Annotated in this window: 15 protein-coding genes and 2 tRNA genes; 6 read left to right on the top strand and 11 right to left on the bottom strand. The window is 65.9% G+C overall.

The window, feature by feature from the left end:
- Positions 1-115: 115 nt before the first annotated feature.
- Entirely contained in the window at positions 116-1432 is a 1317-nt protein-coding gene (locus tag AC14A7_RS00945) for an ABC transporter substrate-binding protein (RefSeq protein ID WP_484006005.1), read from the bottom strand.
- Between the two features lie 510 nt (positions 1433-1942).
- Between AC14A7_RS00945 and AC14A7_RS00940 the strand changes: the two genes are divergently transcribed.
- The 5 genes from AC14A7_RS00940 (at position 1943) to AC14A7_RS00920 (ending at position 7379) form a co-directional block, all read left to right on the top strand.
- Entirely contained in the window at positions 1943-3154 is a 1212-nt protein-coding gene (locus AC14A7_RS00940; RefSeq protein WP_484006004.1) for a NosD domain-containing protein, read from the top strand.
- Positions 3151-5412: a ricin-type beta-trefoil lectin domain protein gene (locus AC14A7_RS00935; protein ID WP_484006003.1), complete on the top strand. Its 2262-nt coding sequence runs from the start codon at positions 3151-3153 to the stop codon at positions 5410-5412. Before AC14A7_RS00940 ends, AC14A7_RS00935 begins: the two co-directional genes overlap by 4 nt.
- A 417-nt stretch (positions 5413-5829) precedes the next feature.
- The gene (locus AC14A7_RS00930; RefSeq protein ID WP_484006002.1) at positions 5830-6237 is read left to right on the top strand and encodes a hypothetical protein; all 408 of its coding nucleotides are present in this window, start codon (positions 5830-5832) and stop codon (positions 6235-6237) included.
- Between the two features lie 76 nt (positions 6238-6313).
- Positions 6314-6838: a hypothetical protein gene (locus AC14A7_RS00925; RefSeq protein ID WP_484006001.1), complete on the top strand. Its 525-nt coding sequence runs from the start codon at positions 6314-6316 to the stop codon at positions 6836-6838.
- 319 nt (positions 6839-7157) lie between these two features.
- Positions 7158-7379, top strand: coding sequence for a DUF2188 domain-containing protein (locus AC14A7_RS00920; protein ID WP_484006000.1), 222 nt, complete (start codon positions 7158-7160; stop codon positions 7377-7379).
- Between the two features lie 483 nt (positions 7380-7862).
- On the opposite strand, the gene AC14A7_RS00915 is transcribed toward AC14A7_RS00920, so the two are convergent.
- On the bottom strand, positions 7863-8129 hold the full coding sequence (locus tag AC14A7_RS00915) for a hypothetical protein (RefSeq protein WP_484005999.1): 267 nt from the start codon (positions 8127-8129) through the stop codon (positions 7863-7865).
- Between the two features lie 45 nt (positions 8130-8174).
- On the opposite strand from AC14A7_RS00915, the gene AC14A7_RS00910 reads away from it, so the two are divergent.
- Positions 8175-8423 (top strand): DUF3263 domain-containing protein, encoded by a 249-nt coding sequence (locus tag AC14A7_RS00910; protein WP_484005998.1) that lies wholly within the window; start codon positions 8175-8177, stop codon positions 8421-8423.
- Positions 8424-8483: 60 nt separating this feature from the next.
- On the opposite strand, the gene AC14A7_RS00905 is transcribed toward AC14A7_RS00910, so the two are convergent.
- The 9 genes from AC14A7_RS00905 to AC14A7_RS00865 all read right to left on the bottom strand — a co-directional run.
- Positions 8484-8557, bottom strand: a tRNA-Met gene (locus AC14A7_RS00905).
- A gap of 43 nt (positions 8558-8600) precedes the next feature.
- Positions 8601-8672, bottom strand: a tRNA-Thr gene (locus AC14A7_RS00900).
- Between the two features lie 74 nt (positions 8673-8746).
- Positions 8747-9238: a GNAT family N-acetyltransferase gene (locus tag AC14A7_RS00895; RefSeq protein WP_484005997.1), complete on the bottom strand. Its 492-nt coding sequence runs from the start codon at positions 9236-9238 to the stop codon at positions 8747-8749.
- A 79-nt stretch (positions 9239-9317) separates the two neighbouring features.
- Positions 9318-10643 (bottom strand): ABC transporter permease, encoded by a 1326-nt coding sequence (locus AC14A7_RS00890; protein WP_484005996.1) that lies wholly within the window; start codon positions 10641-10643, stop codon positions 9318-9320.
- Positions 10644-10651: 8 nt separating this feature from the next.
- Positions 10652-11332 (bottom strand): ABC transporter ATP-binding protein, encoded by a 681-nt coding sequence (locus AC14A7_RS00885; protein WP_484005995.1) that lies wholly within the window; start codon positions 11330-11332, stop codon positions 10652-10654.
- Positions 11329-12849 (bottom strand): efflux RND transporter periplasmic adaptor subunit, encoded by a 1521-nt coding sequence (locus tag AC14A7_RS00880; protein WP_484005994.1) that lies wholly within the window; start codon positions 12847-12849, stop codon positions 11329-11331. Before AC14A7_RS00880 ends, AC14A7_RS00885 begins: the two co-directional genes overlap by 4 nt.
- Positions 12839-13792 carry a hypothetical protein gene (locus tag AC14A7_RS00875; protein ID WP_484005993.1) on the bottom strand — a complete coding sequence of 318 codons (954 nt, stop codon included), beginning with the start codon at positions 13790-13792 and terminating at the stop codon, positions 12839-12841. The genes AC14A7_RS00880 and AC14A7_RS00875 overlap by 11 nt, the downstream gene beginning before the upstream one ends.
- Positions 13793-13922: 130 nt before the next feature.
- Entirely contained in the window at positions 13923-15707 is a 1785-nt protein-coding gene (locus tag AC14A7_RS00870; RefSeq protein WP_484005992.1) for a glycoside hydrolase family 13 protein, read from the bottom strand.
- A 64-nt stretch (positions 15708-15771) separates the two neighbouring features.
- A partial coding sequence (locus tag AC14A7_RS00865) for a sugar ABC transporter permease (protein ID WP_484005991.1) occupies positions 15772-16425 on the bottom strand: 654 nt, incomplete at its 5' end.

The following is a 16425-nucleotide window of genomic DNA, read 5'->3' as shown; positions in this document are numbered from 1 at the left end:
CCGGCACCATCATTAGTGCGGCAAAACGTCGGTCGGTGAGAACCATGTGTTCATTCCTTCGGGTAGGGGGGTGCGGGGCGACTGTCCCGATGGCAGCCACCCCGCAGAGCGGGTACTACTTGGTGATCGCTTCGATCTGCGCCTTGGCCTCGGCGAGCAGGGCGGCGTTGTCGGCGCCCGGCTCCACCGCCTTCTGCAGCATCGGCGTGAGCACCGTGTTGACGATCTCCTGCCACTTGGGAGTAGCGGGCCGTGCGAACGTCGCCGGCGAGTTCAGCGTCTCGAGGATGGCCGGGTAGTTCTCGTGCCCGGCGACGTCCTTCTGGGACTCGAAGGCCGAGACCCGGGCGACGAGCCCGAGCGACGTGTCGATCGACAGGTCGTTGTGCTCGTAGGCGAACGCGATGAAGTCCTTGGCCTCCTCCTGCTTGGAGCCAGCCGTCGGCACGGAGAGGTACCAGGCTCCGGGAACGCCGGCGATGCCGCCGGGGCCCGCGATCATCGGCGCTGCGCCGATGTTGCCCTTGACCGCCGCGTCATCCGGCGTCTGCGTGTAGGCGTGACCCCAGAACCGCATCATGGCGAGCTGGCCCTGGTAGAACAGGTTCTGCGAGCCGGCCCAGTCGAGCTGCGCTGCACCCGCAGGGGCGTAGGGCAGCAGGCTGGTGTAGAAGTCGAGAGCAGCGAGGTGGTCTGCGCTGTCGATGGTGACCTCGCCGCTGGCGGGGTCGAGCACCATCTGCGTCTCGCCTGCCTGCGATACGGTCGCAAGCCATTCCGTCTCGACAGCGCCCTTGACGTCGGTGCCGTAGAGATCGATCTCACCGTCTCCGTCGGTGTCGCGGGTGAAGAACGCCGCGACATCCGTGTACTGCTCCCACGTCGTCGGCGGTGCGAGGGGGTAGCCGTACTCTGCCTCGAAGTCGGCCTTGTTCGTCTCGTCGTTGAACAGGTCGGTGCGGTAGTAGAGGATCTCGGAGTTGGTGAAGATCGGCATGCCCACGAAGGCACCGCCGACCTGCGCCTCAGAGACCAGCCCGGGGAAGAGGTCGCTCGTGACCTCGTCGGTGAACAGGTCGTCGAGCGGCGCGACGCCGTCGGCGAACGCGCTGAGCCAGATGGCGTCGAGGGCGGCGATGTCGAACGACACCGAGCCGGATCCGAGCTCCGTCTGGATGCGGTCGTAGAGACCGTCATAGGGCAGCTCGACGAGCTTGATGGCCGTGCCGGTCTCCTCTTCGTAGAGGTCGGCGATCGGCTGCAGCTCGGCGAGCCCTCCGCCTTCGACGAGGACAGTCAGTTCGTCGGCACCATCGCTGGCACCGGTTGTGCCTGCACCGCATCCGCTGAGGACGAGGCCGGCAACGACGATGACGGCCGACCCGAGGACTGCTGTTCGGGTGCGACCTTGGGTGTTCCGAAGCGTCTTCACTTCGACTCCTTTTTCTGTAGCAGCTCTGCTACGCACTGTGTTGAGAATCACGATATAGGTGATTAAACGTTTTGGCAAAACGTCTTGGCATGATTGTCGGCGCTGCGCTGGCATCCTGTCCACTGCCAAAAACAGCCAAAAACTTCGGCAGTGCGAAGTCGCTGCGCGCCTCAGCGTGCCAAAGCCGTGCCAAAACCGGGCTCGTGCCCGCAATCGCTTGACCCAGACCGGTCGTCGCCCTACCGTTCACCAACCCGCGAACGCCAAAACCTTTTGGCGATCCGCTCAACGAAGAGGGAGAAATCGTGTGTCTGTCCACCCCGTCCCGCCGGACGTTCTTGATTGCCAGCGCAGGCGCCGCTGCAGTCGCCTGGCTGAGCCTGTCGAGCGCATCGCCGGCCAGCCCTGCCGAAGCGGCAGCGTCAGCCGTCCCCGTGCGTGCCCATCGCACCCTGCTCGGCGTGATCTAACCCCCACCCCCACCCGCCTCATCGCGAGAAAGAGACCGATATGCCTTCGACCATCTACGACGTGACCACCTGGACGATTCCCAGCAGTCCGGCGACGACCGCCTACACCGACATCGGCGCGATCGTGAACAGCATCATCGCCGACATCAAGGCCAACCAGCCCACCCAGGCCTCCAAGCCAGGGGCTGTCATCTACATCCCACCGGGCGACTACTCGCTCAAGACCCGCATCGTGATCGACATCAGCTACCTGCAGATCAAGGGCTCCGGCCACGGATTCACCTCGTCGAGCATCCGCTACAACGCGGGAAGCACTGCGAGCTGGTTCGAGATCTGGCCGGGAGGAAGCCGCATCAAGGTGGAGAACACCGACGGCAATGCCGAGGCGATCCTGATCAACCGGGGCGGCTCTCCTCGCCTCAGCTCGATCGAGCTCATCGACTTCTGCCTCGACGGGCTCTCGTTCACTCCCAACCAGAACAGCTACCTCAACGGCAAGATCGGCATCCGATCCACCAGCGACACCGACTCGCTGCGCATCGCCGGCATGGGCATGGTCTACCTGCAGCGCGGCCTCGTCATCACGGGGGCCGACGCTCTCTCTGTCACCAACAACTTCATCGCCGAGTGCGGCAACTGCATCGAGCTGGTCGCCTCTGGCCAGGCGAGCATGGTCAACGACAACCTCATCGGAGCCGGACCGGTCGGGTTCTCGATCTTCGCCGAGGGCCACTTCGGGCTGATCGTGTCTGGCAACAACATCTTCCCCCGGGGCAAGAGCTCTGTGCACTTCAAGAACTGCACCAACAACACGATCACGGCGAACCGGCTTCACGCCTTCTACGGCGGAATGATCACCTTCGAGGGCGCCTGCCACAACAACCTGGTCGGCGCGAACCATTTCCTTCGCAACAAGGAGTCGTTCGGGCCGTTCCTCGGTGTGCCGAACCCGGTCGACGACCTCTTCGGTCTCGTGCACATCAACGGCAACGGCAATACCGTCAGCGGCAACCACTTCTCGTTCGATGTTCCCGCCGCCAACATCATCCCGTCGGGCGCGACGCCGACTCTCGTTCTCGTGAAGTCGGGCAGCAACAACTACATCGCGATGAACCACCATGCTGCGAACGTGGCCGTGCGATCGGCAGTGCTCGATGGCGTGACAACGAACACGAAGGTTCTCGACTGCGGCACCCTTGCCGAGTTCCAGGCCATCGCTCCGGCCACCTACGGATTCCGGGCAACCCCGTGAGGCGCCAGCTCGCCGCCGTGCTCGGCGTTGCCCTGCTCGCGGCCGGGCTCACGGCCCTGCCGCCCGCAGACCGCGCCTCGGCCGGCGCGCCGTCGGACTACCCGGAGTACCCGTACGCGGCGACCGACTACACCGAGGCATTCCGCGGGCAGTTCCACTTCAGTCCGCAGAACGGGTTCATGAACGACATCAACGCCCCGCTCTACTACCGTGGCGTGTACCACGTGTTCTTCCAGCACAACCCCCACGGGCTCGCCTGGGACACCATGCACTGGGGCCACGCGACCAGCCCAGACCTCGTGCACTGGACGCAGCAGCCCATCGCTCTCGAACCAGGAGTGCACAACGCCACGCTGTGGTCGGGGGCGGGATGGGTCGATGTCAACAACGTCACCGGCCTGAAGTCGGGGGCCGACGACCCCATCCTGCTCTTCACCAACACCGAGGGCGTCAGCATCGCATACTCCACCGATGGCGCGCGCACCTTCCAGATGTACAACGGCGGGGCCAAGGTCATCACCGATGCGACGGAGGCACGGGATCCGAAGGTGCAGTGGGATGCGGCGAACAACCGCTGGGTCATGGTCACCTTCCGCGCCGGCACGGGTGCGGTCTTCTACACCTCCACCAACCTGCTCTCGTGGACGTACCGTGGCGTCTTCGCGGCCGGCTGGTTCGTCGAGTGCCCCGACCTCTACCTGCTCTCCGTCGACGGCGGCGCCACCCAGAAGTGGGTGCTCCAGGATGCCAGCGGGGAGTACGTCATCGGCTCGCTGAACGCTGCCGGAGTCTTCGTCTCCGACTGGGCCTCGCCCCAGCGCATGGAGTGGGGCAAGTCGGATGCCGCCTTCGCCCCGTCGGTCTGGTACGCACCGCAGACCTTCAACCAGCTGCCGGGCGGGCGCGTGGTGCAGATGGGCTGGCAGCCGAGCAACGCGGGCGTCACCTGGACGGGCAACGCCTCCTTCCCGGTCGAGCTCGGGTTGAAGACCTACCCGGAGGGAATCCGCATCACCCGCAACCCGGTCAGCGAGATCGCGGGCATCCGCAGCTCGACGCAGACCTGGGGCACCCGGTCGATCACGACCAACCCCTCCAGCGATCCTCTCGCGGGGATCTCGGCAGACACCTACGAGCTGACGGCGGTGTTCTCCCTGGCTGGAGCCACGGCATCCGAGTTCGGCTTCCGGCTGCACGCTCGCGCGGATGGCTCGAGCGACCGAACGGTCGCCTACACGACGGCCACGCAAAGCCTCTACGGGATGTCGCTGCCGCCCATCGCGAACCAGGTCACGATCCGGCTCCTCGTCGACCGTGGCCAGCTCGAGGTGTTCGGCAACGGCGGCAAGATGGTGTTCAGTGACAACGTCGCGTTCGACTCCTCGGTCGGCAGCCGTGGCATCAAGCTGTATGCAACGGGCGGATCGGTGACGTTGACGTCGCTCTCGTTCTCGCCCATCGCATCCACGTGGCTGCCCTCCCCCACCGGAGTCGCGCCGTCCAGTGCGATCGCCTCGACCGCCCACCAGAACATGTGCGTCGACCGCGATGTGGCGACCGGCAAAGCGCAGCTCTGGAGCTGCCTCGGCAACCCCAACCAGACCTGGGCGATGGACAGCTTCGGCCAGGTCACCACGAGCGGGGTCTGCCTGCAGCTGCCGCCGGGCCAGACCGCGAACATGACACCGGTCACCGTCGCGGGCTGCACCGGGGCCGCGAACCAGAAGTGGCGGCAGGGCAACTTCGGCTCCCTCATCAACCTCGCGTCGAACCGCTGCCTCGACGTGCCGTCGGCCAGCTTCACCAACGGCAACCCGCTGCAGGTGTACGACTGCGTCGGCACCCGCAACCAGAGCTGGGTCGGCCCGCCGTACACCGCGGCGACGGGGCGGGTGCAGTGGAGCACGTCGAGCTCGTGCGTCGACCGGGATGTGGCGTCGGGCAGGGTGCAGATCTGGGCGTGCAACGGGCTCGTCAACCAGACCTGGCGACTCAACGCGAACGGCACCATGACAACGTCGGGCGCGTGCATGCAGCTCGCGGCGACGTCGCTCGGCAATGGAGCGCTCGTCAGCGCTGCAGCGTGCGTGGCTAACGCCGCGAACCAGCAGTGGAGCCGTTTCTCCAACGGCCAACTGCGAAACGTCGCTGCTGGCCGCTGCCTCGACCTCGACGCCGGCAACACCACCAACGGGCGACAGCTCATCGTGTGGGACTGCGTTGGCGGGCCGAATCAGACGTGGAATGGGCCGGCCTAGATCGAGTCGACGACGGAGACTCCCTGGTGACGATGGGTCACCGGGGAGTTTTCGCGTGCGCCGAAACACCCATCGGCTGTTCAAACGCCGCGTGCACGACCCGTCAATCGGTATTCCAGAATGGAAACTCGCGCCGATGGGTTGCTGCACCGCCCGAGGTGGCCGCTTGCCGATCACACGAGAAGCCGCTCCGGTCGTGATGATCATAACCGCGCCCGACGCCGATAGGGACTTCGCGCCACTTCGGCCGCGATAAGTGTGGTCCGCTCCATCTAGGGTGTGGACGTGCGCAATCAACTATCGAAAGTCGCAGTAGCTGGACTGGCAGGAAGCTTCGGGATCTGGGGAACAACAGTCGCCGGCTATTCGAACCTTAACGACTTCTCGCTCTGGCCTTACCAGTGGTTGTGGTGGCTAGTGCCTGCGGCCGCGCTGAGCGCGTTGCTGTGGGTGTACGCCGAGGCTCCGAGTCGGACGCCCAAGGGCAGTCCAGACTTCGTTCTCAGAGGGCGAGGCGGAGGTCAGTGGGAGATCGAGCGGCTTGGCGAGGTCACTGCGTTCGACCTTGGCCAGGGCGACGGCATCACGAGCGGGTCGCACTTCGGCCGCATGATGACGACGAACCCGCTGGGCGACCTTAAAACAGGAGCGCGACTTCAAGTCTCTATGCCCAACGACTCCGGGTGCTACGTCTGGTACCAGTGGGTGGCGGGAGGCTCGCGGTACTTCACCAAGTCGGTGTACGTCGAGTCTGGGGCGACAGGACCAACCGAGTACTTCTTCTCCGGCCAGCCGGGCGAGCTCGACCAACCCTTCCAGACGTAGAAGCGAGCCCCACCAGCGGCCATGGATACGCCAAAGACTGGATGCCACTGTGGAGATCTCGCTCTAGTGTGTGGGCATGAACCTCGCCGAGCTGATAGTCGCCTTCGGAGTGCTCGTGGTCTCCGGGGCGGCCGCCGTTGCTGCCATCGTCCAGGCAAAGGTCGCAACTAGAGCGCGAGTGGACGCGGAAGCTGCGGTAGTTGAAGCTCGCAGAGCGCGAGACGAAATTCAGAATCTAGCGCGAGTCTCGTCGGCTGCATTCGTGAGGCAGGCCGAAGCGCAAGAGCGAGCCAACGAGCTTCGTGAGGCCGAAACTCGGCCCCCAGCGTGGTCGGGACCACGCTGGGTCAAGGGTCAGATGTACCAGATGATCAACACCGCGGGCCGGCCAGTCCACCTCGTTCAGATCGAGGCTGAACCCGACGAAGCCGAGCGCATGATTCGCATCTACGGGCACCAGAACGGGACCTACGACATAGGAGAATCGTTCGACTTCGTGGCCCTCAAAACATCCAGCCTGCGACCGAGGCGGCTCATTCTGCAGTGGCGCTACGTCGACGAGCCGGAGTCCGAACCGAACCGATTCATCGTCCCGCTCTAGCTCACCGCCAGTCGGGCACTCGTTCGCCGAGCCCAAGCTCGTGCCTATCAGGGCCGGCGACCTGGCTCCAGAGCGCGTGCTGGAGCCGGAAGTTGTTCGGACCCTCCTGCAACTACGGGTATTGACCGACTGATTTGTAGTGGTCGAGGTTGCCACCGTCGGCAGTGGAGCGGGGGCGGCGTCGAGCCCTTTGCCCTTCTGAATACCTGGTCCGGCAACAGGTACATGTGTCTGGCGCGAGTGCGTGCCATGAGGATTCCTTTGCGTGTGAGGACATCGCGAGTACCGTCAGGACTCCAAACCCCGAAAGGAGTCACATATGGCTCAAGCTCACGTAGTACCCAGCGGCACCAACTGGCAGGTCAAGGCCAACGGGACTGCAATATCCACTCACGCCCTGCAAAGCACCGCGATCAACGCGGCTCGCACCTGGCTGCAGAACAACGGTGGCGGCGAACTGAACATCCATGGTGAGAACGGAGCGATCCGCGCCAAGGACACCGTCTTCCCGGGCAGCGATCCTCGGAACTCGAAGGGGTAGCTGGCTGTGGTTCCGTGGTCGTCGACCCCTCAACACCCACGGTGAGGTCGCAGCCTGCGAGCTCGCAGTCGCGGTCGTTGAGGATGGATTGGCGTTGTCGCCTGCGGTTTCGGTCATGGCAGCAGTCGAACCAAGTGCCGCGGGACCGAGGGATTGGGCCGGGGCGGTAGACGCGGAGCGTCAGAGCATGCCGAGCACCCTGACGGTAAGAAGCATCTCCATCGGTGCCTCGCGCGTGGGTCGCCGGCGGCTGCGCTCGGAGACGCGACCAGCGGTTGATGTTCGGCGGTGCTAGCCAACAGGTGACACGTCGCCCGATTTGGAGGTCACGATTCACGATGACTTGGGCGCGTCAGGCGGGTTGGAGGCAGCACGCGCGGATCCCAGCGCGGGTCGTCGCTGTATCGCCGGTTGGCGCCCATGGTGCTCCTCGAGACTCAAGAAGCAGCCGGCCCTGCAGATCTCGATATTAGTCGCGGTCGCTCATCGTGCTCGCTTGGCGACGAAGATCAACAGCATGACGATCCCCAACACGGCGACAAAGGCACCAGCCCACGCTCCTGCATAGTTGGGCTCGACGTCAATTAGGTAGCCGGAGAAGCTCGCCGTGTACTCGTCGATGTTCGCTTCTCGCTCGGCTGCACCCTTCGCGGCGAAGCCGATGATGGCCCCGGCGGCAACGAGCGCCCACCCTCCCCAAAGCAGAAGCTTGCTGTAGCCATTTGCCGGCGTCGATTCGGTCTCGGTCATGCGTTGAGGGTATCTCTAGTTCACTGCGCAGAGGAAGATGTCGTCATGCCCGAACTCGCCGACGCTGACCGTGTCCTGTTGGAGTTCGAAGAGCTGTGGGGCGGCAGGCTCACGGGTCGGAAGGAAGAGGCGATCCAGAAGGACTTCGGATGGCACGCCTCGAGGTACCAGCAGCGGCTGCACCTGGTCATTGACAAGCCTGCTGCGATCGCGGAGATGCCGGAGCTTGTGAAACGACTGCAGCGGCTTCGGGAGCGACGCACAAAGGCCCGCGCTGGCCGCACTTTCTCGTGATCGGCTGCACTTTCGGCTGCACTTGCTGGCGGTTCGAGTGCAAATCCCGTATGTTTCCGGTAGCTGAGGCGGGGCACGATCCCGCGACCTCACGATTATGAGTCGTGCGCTCTAACCAACTGAGCTACTCAGCCAAACTGCAAACGTCAGAGAAATCGCTGACTCTGATGATTACAGAGCCCCCTGTGGGAATCGGACCCACTACCTCTTCCTTACCAAGGAAGTGCTCTACCAATGAGCTAAGGGGGCGCGCAACGCAGCACAAAGCTGCTTTGGCACCGTAAGAGACTAGCATCCACGCGACCCTGTTTTGATCGCGAGGCCTAGAGCGATGCAGCCGAGAACATCTCCTTGAAGCCGAGCTCGTTGAACAGGTGCACGGCCGGGTTGTCGCGGTCGAGCGAGAGCCCGACGTGGGTGTCGCCGTTGGCCTCGAAGATCGCCGCCGCCTCCCGCACGAGCGAGCTCGCGTAGCCGCGGTTCTGCACCTTCGGTGCGGATGCGACGCTCGCGATGAACGGCATCCCCCGCCACATCGTGCACAGCACGACACTCACCGGCGGGCCGGAGCCCTCCCACACGCCGAGCCAGGTGGGGCGGTGCGGCTCACCGGTGGATCCGGCCATCAGCTCCATGATGAGCGCGTTCGCCACATCCAGGGTCATCTCGCCCCCGCCCGTGCCGTTGCTCGCGTCGACGAGGGTCTGGGCGACATCGCGGAGATCGGTGTCGAGGATCGGCCGCGACTCGGCGGTCGGCTCTGCGATGAGCAGAGCGTTGACGTCGGCGATGAGGAATGTGCGCTCTGCAGCCATGGGCCCCAGTCAACAGGTCGGGCGAATGCTGCGGTAGAACCTAGAAAGGGGTACAGGTTTGGGGTTCAGGCAGCAGAGGTCAGCGCGCGCCGCGAAGGGCTGCGATCGGCTCGATGCGCGATGCGCGCAGGGCAGGGTAGGCGCCGGCGGCGAGGCCGACAACCGCACCGAGGATGGTCGCTCCGATCGCCAGCCAGACATCGAGCACCGGCGTCCACTGCTGCACCACCGACACGATCACCACGGCGAACACACCGACTGCGGAGCCGATGAGACCGCCGAGCAGGCCGATCACCACCGACTCGACCATGAACTGCCACGAGATGCTTCGCCGCGTCGCACCGAGAGCCCGACGAAGTCCGATCTCGCCGACCCGCTCCATCACCGAGAGGAGGGTGACGTTGGCGATGCCGACACCGCCCGCCAGCAGGGCGATCGCCCCGAGGATGAGGAAGATGACGTCGACGTCTGCCTGCACGTTCTGCTGCAGCTCCGAGGTCGAGGCCGGAGCCTGCACGCTGAAGTTCTCCGGTGCGTTCGGGTCGAGCGAGATCGGCGCCTGACGACCGACGAGGTCGCCAGCGCCGAGGGCGATCTCGATCTGCAGCTCGTCGGCAGCGGCGAGCCCGAACTCGGCGCGCGCGGTGCCGAGCGGGATCATGACGGAGTCGAGCATGTCGACCCTGCTCTCCATGCCGCCAACGATGCCGATGACGGTGTACGACTTCTCGCCGATGAAGATCGACGGCTGGCTGTCGACCCGGTTGATGCCAAGCTGCTTCGCGGCCTCCTCGCCGAGCACCACCACGCGGTCGCCCCGCGCGTCGTGGCCGGAGTCGAAGTACCGCCCGGTGACGACGGTTCCGCGAACGGCGTCGAGCAGCCCGCCGCTCGTGGCGAGCACCGGAGGGCTGAACGTCTCCGGCTGAGACGGGTCGTTGACGGGAACAGCGGTGATGCGGAGGTCGCCGAGCGGGATCTCTGCCACGAGGCCGGCGCGCTCGACGCCGTTGAGCCGCTGAACGCGGTCTGCCGCATCCCACGGCAGGCGGGCGATCGCCTGCTCCTGGCCCGTCGCACCGTTGAAGGCCGTCTCGGGTTCGATGATGACCTGGGTGGCGGCCACCATGTCGAACTGGCGGGAGAGCTGGGCAGCAGCGGTCTGCGCGAAGCCGATGGTGACGACGAGGGATGCGATGCCGAGCACCGTGCCGAGCGTCGTCATGATGAGGCGGGCGGGCCGGGCCCCGATACCATGGGATGCCTCGACCACGAGGTCCTGGAACGTGAAGCGGTCGCCGCGCGGCACCGCCTCGAGCACGTGCGTCGAGGCGCGTCGGCGGGGAAGGCGCGAGCGCACCGCCTCTGGCAGGCGCGGGCGAAGGCGCTCTGGCAGTTTCGGCATCCGTATTCTCATGCGATCTCCGACAGGTGGCCGTCGCTGATCTGGATGCGGCGACCCGCCCGTGCCGCGATCGCGTCGTCATGGGTGATGATGACGAGGGTGAGGCCGTCGTGGTTGAGCTCTTCGAACAGCGCCATGACCTCGCCGGATGTCTTCAGATCGAGGTTGCCGGTCGGCTCGTCGGCGAGAAGGAGGGTTGGCTGCGCCACCACGGCCCGCGCGACGGCGACGCGCTGCTGCTCACCGCCAGAGAGGGTCGTCGGCTTGAACCCGACGCGGTGGCCGAGACCGACCCGCTCGAGGGCGTCGCGGGCGCGCTGCTCGCGCTCGGCGCGCGGCACACCGCTGTAGAGGGTGGCCAGCAGCACGTTGTCGAGCACCGTGCGATGGGGCAGCAGGTGGAATGCCTGAAAGACGAAGCCGATCTTTCGTGCGCGAAGGGCCGCCCGCTCGTCTTCGTCGGCGATCGCCGTCAGCGTGCCGTCGAGGTAGTACTCTCCGACGCTCGGCCGGTCGAGCAGCCCGAGCACGTTGAGCATCGTCGACTTGCCGGAGCCGCTCGGGCCGACGATCGAGAGGTAGTCTCCCGCCTCGACCCGAAGGTTGATGCTCTTGAGAGCCTGCACCTCCGGTGGGCCCGGGAACGAACGGGTGAGGTTGACGACCTCGACGACGGGCGCTGCCGTCATCGACCGACCACGACGAGATCGCCCTCGGCGATGTCGTCGTCGACCGCGGTGATCTCGACGTAGCCGCCGGCGGCGAGCCCGGTGGTCACCTCGATGAGCCGAGTCTCGTCGCCATCGCCCGTGCTGACCTCGATGCGCGACTCTCCGCCAGCCCCTGCGGTGAGGGCGGCAAGCGGAACCGCGAGCACCTCTCCGTCGGTGGAGCTGACCGGGATGCTGACGCGCACGTTGGTGCCGCGGAGGATGGCGAGCTGGTCGTCGGTCAGCTCGTCTGGCGTGAGCTCGATGACGTACCTCGCGCCCGCGTCGGCCTTGCCGTCGGTGGACTCCTTCGGCTCGAGCAGCGTGATCGTCGCCGTGATCTCGGACTCGTCGGCGAGGGTCATGGTCGCCTTGGTTCCCACGGTGAGGAGTGCGGCATCCGCAGAACTGGCCGATGCGGTGATGAGCAGGCTCGCGCCAGACACCCGCATGGCGGCGGCCGTGATGATGGAGCCCCGCTCGACCATGACCTCGTCGACGCGGCGCGGCAGCCCCTCGAGGTAGAGCACCTCGCTCGACGGAAGGTAGGTCAGGGTGCCCTCGCGGGCCTCGGCGAGCATGCTGCGCGCAGCCGTGAGCTGCTGGCTCGCCGACTGCACGGCAGCGCGCTCCGATGCCGTGCTCCCGGGAGCGAGCGCCTCGGCCTGGCGAGCGAGCGCGAGGGCGAGGTCGTCGTTCGCGGCTTCGCACGCGTTTGAACCGGGGGCTGCCGTGCACTCGTCGTCGACGACGCGCTCTGCGGCCCGCACGAGATTCTGCTGCTCGAGGATCACGACGGATGACGGCCCGCCCGACGCAGTGGCAAGGGCTGCCTGTGCCTGCGCGAGCGACTGCTGGGCGCTGATGACGCCGTCGTTGGCCGCCTGCAGTGACTCCTTGGTCCCCTCCGGAGAAGCGGGCGGGGTGTAGCCGACGAGTGCGTAGAGAGCGGCGACTCCGGCCGACGTCGCGGAGTCGAAGACGTTCGACCCCACGTTGCCCGGATTGATGCCGACCGCCTGCAGCGCCTGCTTGAGCTGGATGACGTCGGGGCCGGAGACGCCGATGCGCAGTGTGCGGTACACCGGCAGCTCTCCCGGAAGCACGATGACGGGGCGACCGGCGACCTCGAGCGCAACAGCTGCTCCGACGAGCGTCGCGCCGACCTCCGGCACCTGGCCGGTGACCACGGCCGGACCGCCGATGTCACCCGTCTCGATCTTGACCTCGACGGAGTCGGCGTAGTTGGCGTCACCGCGAACCACGACGTCGTTGGCCAGCACACGCTGCTCGATCGGCACGGTGATGAGACCGGACTCCGGTGCCGTGGTGCTCGAGGCGAGCTCGCCCGGCGAGACGATGAAGCGGCTGAGCAGCATGCCCGCGAGCAGGGAGACCACCGCGACGGCGGCGATCACCCAGATGATGCGGTTGCTGCTAAACAGCCGGCCCCATCCGCTCGTGACAGATCGGGTCGTCGTGGTGCTACTTGGCATTGGCTACGATCTCGTCGAGCTGCTTCTGGTGGGTCTTGATGAACTTCTTCTCCAGCTCGAACTGGCCGGCGAGCGTGCGCTGCTCGTAGTCGACCTTCTCCCCGCACTCGAAGTCGATCAGCGCGAGCTCGAACTCGCGATCGCGCAGCTCTGCAAGCTCCGCGGTCTGGTCGAGCTCACCGGTGGGGTTGGCCTCGTAGACCTCGTTGAGGGCGTTGCTGATCTCCTCGACGGCATCCTGCTTCTTGGAGAAGCCGGGCTCGCCCGCGTCGGCCATGCAGTCGGCCCAGTCGGCGTCTGCCTTCTTGGCCTCTGGAGTCTTCTGCAGGTCTTCATACATCTTCTGCATGTCGTCGAAGAGCGACTTGTACTTGTCGTCGTCGTAGGGCTGCTCTCCCTGCACCTCGTGCTGAGCGGCGCCGTAGCAGCCGGCGGTCGTCCAGTCGTACTCGTACTCGACGGCCTCCTCGCCCTCCTCCGAGTACGACGGCGCGCCATAGAGCACCTCGTAGAACGCGGCCTGCTCGCTCTCGGAGAGTGACATGACGTAGTCCTGGTTCGGGTCGACGTACTCCTCGGACTGGGAGTTCATCTCCTCGATCTCGGCCTCGGACTGCTGCATGCCGTAGCCCTTCTGCTCCGCGAACTCCTTCGTGCCCCACTCCGGGCCGTCCTCGTCGATGAAGTCGTACTGGTCCTGGTCGACCGGGATGTACTCGAAGCCCTCGTCGGTCATGCAGGCGGCGACGAGCTCCTCGACCTCTTCCTGCTGGGCGGCCCATGCATCCTCGTCCTGGTCGCCGTAGAGGGCGTCGAAGTACTCGGAGAGCGGGCTCTTATCGGCATCCAGCTTCTCGTTACCGGTCGGGCCTGCGCAGCCGACGAGCAGGAGTGCGGCGACTCCGATGACGAGTGGGGGAACAATGGCGCGACGTCGAGACATCAGGCTCCTTCAGCGGTTCAGAGTCGGATTGGCTCCGTGGGAGCGTTCCCGCGAGCGTTTCTCAATCTAGCCCCCGCTCGAAGCGGTGTCTGTAGTCCTTAAGGCTGACTCTCGTGCTGTCGCCGGATCGTTACGACGGCAGGATCCCCGGCAGCTGCCACACGCTGAACGACGGGCCGCTTCCCGCCACCGCCCAGCCGTCCGGGCCGCGCGTGAGATCTGCCGTGCCGTACAGCGCAGCAGCCTCGCCCGCCAGCGCGTCCACCTCGAGTTGGAACTCGAAGTCGGCCCGCGCTGCCACGACCAGCACGCTCTCCGCCTCGTGCTCGCGCACGAAGGCAAGCACGTCGTCGCCCACGTGCAGCCACCGGATGCCGCCGTCGTTGAGAGCGATGTGCGCGCGTCGAAGCGCGATGAGCTCCGAGTACAGCGCCACCGTCTCTGTTGCGACGGGCTCCTGCTGCGCGAGGGCATCCCATGGCAGCGGGGAGCGGGAGTGCTCGCCGTCCACGCCCTCGAGGCCGAACTCGTCGCCGGCGAAGACGACGGGGATTCCGGGCAGGGTCACCGACATCCCGAACGCCACCGGCACCGCGCCGGGCAGTGCCGACGTGCGGAACCGCGCCGTGTCATGGGTGTCGAGGGCGTTCATGTTGTGCAGCCGCGTGCGCCACGGGAACCCGGCGGCGAACCGCGAGTGCGCCTCGAAGAACTGCTGACCGGTGTACGAGGGGATCGTGCCGTATGGCAGCCCGAAGAACCACGACTCCGGCACGCTCTTCGACAGCCAGCCCCACAGCGGCCGGGTGAAGTTCGCGTAGGTCATCGCTCCGTGCCATGCGTCACCCTGGAAGTCGCTCGAGGCATCGTTGGTCGACTCCCCGAGCAGGATGGTGTCGGGGTTCACGTCGATCATGGTCTTGCGAATGAGCTGGCGCACCTCGGCGTTGAGGTCTTCGTCGAGGTAGCGGCCTGTCATGTTCGCGACGTCGATGCGCCATCCGTCGAAGCTGTACGGCGGCTTCAGCCACTTGGCGACGATGGAGTCCGGGCCGTCGATGAAGCGACGGCGCAGCTCTGCCGACCTCCAGTTGAACTTCGGCAGTGACGGAACACCGAGCCACGAGACGTAGCCCTTCTGCTCGTCGTCGAGCCAGTAGTAGAACTCGCTCTCTGGAGTGCCAGGCGAGAGGTGGGACGACGTGAACCACTCGTGTGCATCGCCGGAGTGGTTGGAGGTGAGGTCGCCGATCACGCTGAGGCCGCGCGCGTGCGCCGCCGCCACGAGGGAGATGAGGGCGTCGTCGCCGCCAAGAAGCGGATCGACCTCGGAGAACGACAGAGCGTCGTAGCGGTGGTTGGAGTGCGCGGGAAAGATCGGCGTGAGGTAGATCATCGTGACGCCGAGGCCGACGAGGTGGTCGAGCTTCTGCTCTATGCCGAGCAGGTCGCCACCGTAGAACTGGCGCGGGGTCGACGCGCCGGTGTTGACGGGCTCGTCCGTCCACGCCGCCGGCTCTGCCCACAGCGGCAGCTCGCGTGCGTCGGCATCGCTCGACCGCGCGAACCGATCGGGGAAGATCTGGTACATCACCGTGCTCTTCGCCCACACCGGGGGCTCAGGGTAGGCGACGAGCTTGAAGTCCTCGTCGTCGCGCACCTCGGTGAGGTGATGACCGGAGGCGTTGAGCCAGCTGTGGCTGCCGTCGGCGTGCGAGAACAGGAAGCGGTAGCCGTGCACGGGGTTCTCGACGACGACCTCGGCCTGCCACCAGTCCCAGCCGTCCGCTGAGCGCACGACGGTGGCGGTCGTGAAGACCGGCTCGTGATCGGGGTTCGACCGCGTGCGCACACCGGTGACCGGCCCGAACGCCGCGGGCACGCGAACGCGCACCGTCACCGCCTCGCCGATCACGGGTGCGGCAGTCGCTACATAGAGTGGAGAGCCATCGTGGTGCGGTACGAGGGGAAGGGGCAAGTTATTTAACCGATCCGGCCGTGAGGCCACTGACGATGTACTTCTGCAGGAATAGGAACAGGGTAACGATCGGAACGGCAGAGATGACCGCACCAGCCGCGAAGACACCCCAGTTCTTCGACTGTGCCTGCGAGATGAAGGTGTACAGCCCGACGGCGAGAGTCTGAGAGTCGGGCGAGGTGAGGATGACGCTCGCGATCACGAACTCCCCCGCCACCCCGATGTAGCTCAGCAGCCCGACCACCGCGAGGATCGGCGCGACCAGTCGAAGGATGATCGTGAAGAAGATGCGAGCATGCCCTGCGCCGTCGATCTTCGCCGCCTCGTCGATGGATGTCGGCACGGTGTTGAAGAACCCGTACATGAGGAAGGTGTTCACACCGAGCGCGCCGCCGAGGTAGATGAGGATGAGTCCGGCGTGCGTTCCGAGCCCGAACTGCGGCCAGATGTCGCTGATCGTGACCATGAGAAGGAAGATCGCGGTGATGGCGAGGAACTGCGGGAACATCTGCACCAGCAGGAGGCTGAGCAGGCCGATGCGGCGGCCGCGGAAGCGCATGCGCGAGAAGGCATAGGCAGCGAGGGCGCCGAGCAGCACCGAGCCGACGGCAGAGATCGTGCCGACGAGCAGGGTGTTGAGGAACCACTTGAGGAA

The organism is Conyzicola sp. (assembly GCF_057073975.1).
This window is presented reverse-complemented; position numbering and strand designations above follow the sequence as displayed.

Coding starts and splice junctions, on each gene's coding strand:
- AC14A7_RS00925 (WP_484006001.1), top strand. CDS start 6,314: ATGAACCTCGCCGAGCTGATAGTCGCCTTCGGAGTGCTCGTGGTCTCC.
- AC14A7_RS00940 (WP_484006004.1), top strand. CDS start 1,943: ATGCCTTCGACCATCTACGACGTGACCACCTGGACGATTCCCAGCAGT.
- AC14A7_RS00920 (WP_484006000.1), top strand. CDS start 7,158: ATGGCTCAAGCTCACGTAGTACCCAGCGGCACCAACTGGCAGGTCAAG.
- AC14A7_RS00915 (WP_484005999.1), bottom strand. CDS start 8,129: ATGACCGAGACCGAATCGACGCCGGCAAATGGCTACAGCAAGCTTCTG.
- AC14A7_RS00895 (WP_484005997.1), bottom strand. CDS start 9,238: ATGGCTGCAGAGCGCACATTCCTCATCGCCGACGTCAACGCTCTGCTC.
- AC14A7_RS00880 (WP_484005994.1), bottom strand. CDS start 12,849: ATGCCAAGTAGCACCACGACGACCCGATCTGTCACGAGCGGATGGGGC.
- AC14A7_RS00910 (WP_484005998.1), top strand. CDS start 8,175: ATGCCCGAACTCGCCGACGCTGACCGTGTCCTGTTGGAGTTCGAAGAG.
- AC14A7_RS00875 (WP_484005993.1), bottom strand. CDS start 13,792: ATGTCTCGACGTCGCGCCATTGTTCCCCCACTCGTCATCGGAGTCGCC.
- AC14A7_RS00885 (WP_484005995.1), bottom strand. CDS start 11,332: ATGACGGCAGCGCCCGTCGTCGAGGTCGTCAACCTCACCCGTTCGTTC.
- AC14A7_RS00890 (WP_484005996.1), bottom strand. CDS start 10,643: ATGCCGAAACTGCCAGAGCGCCTTCGCCCGCGCCTGCCAGAGGCGGTG.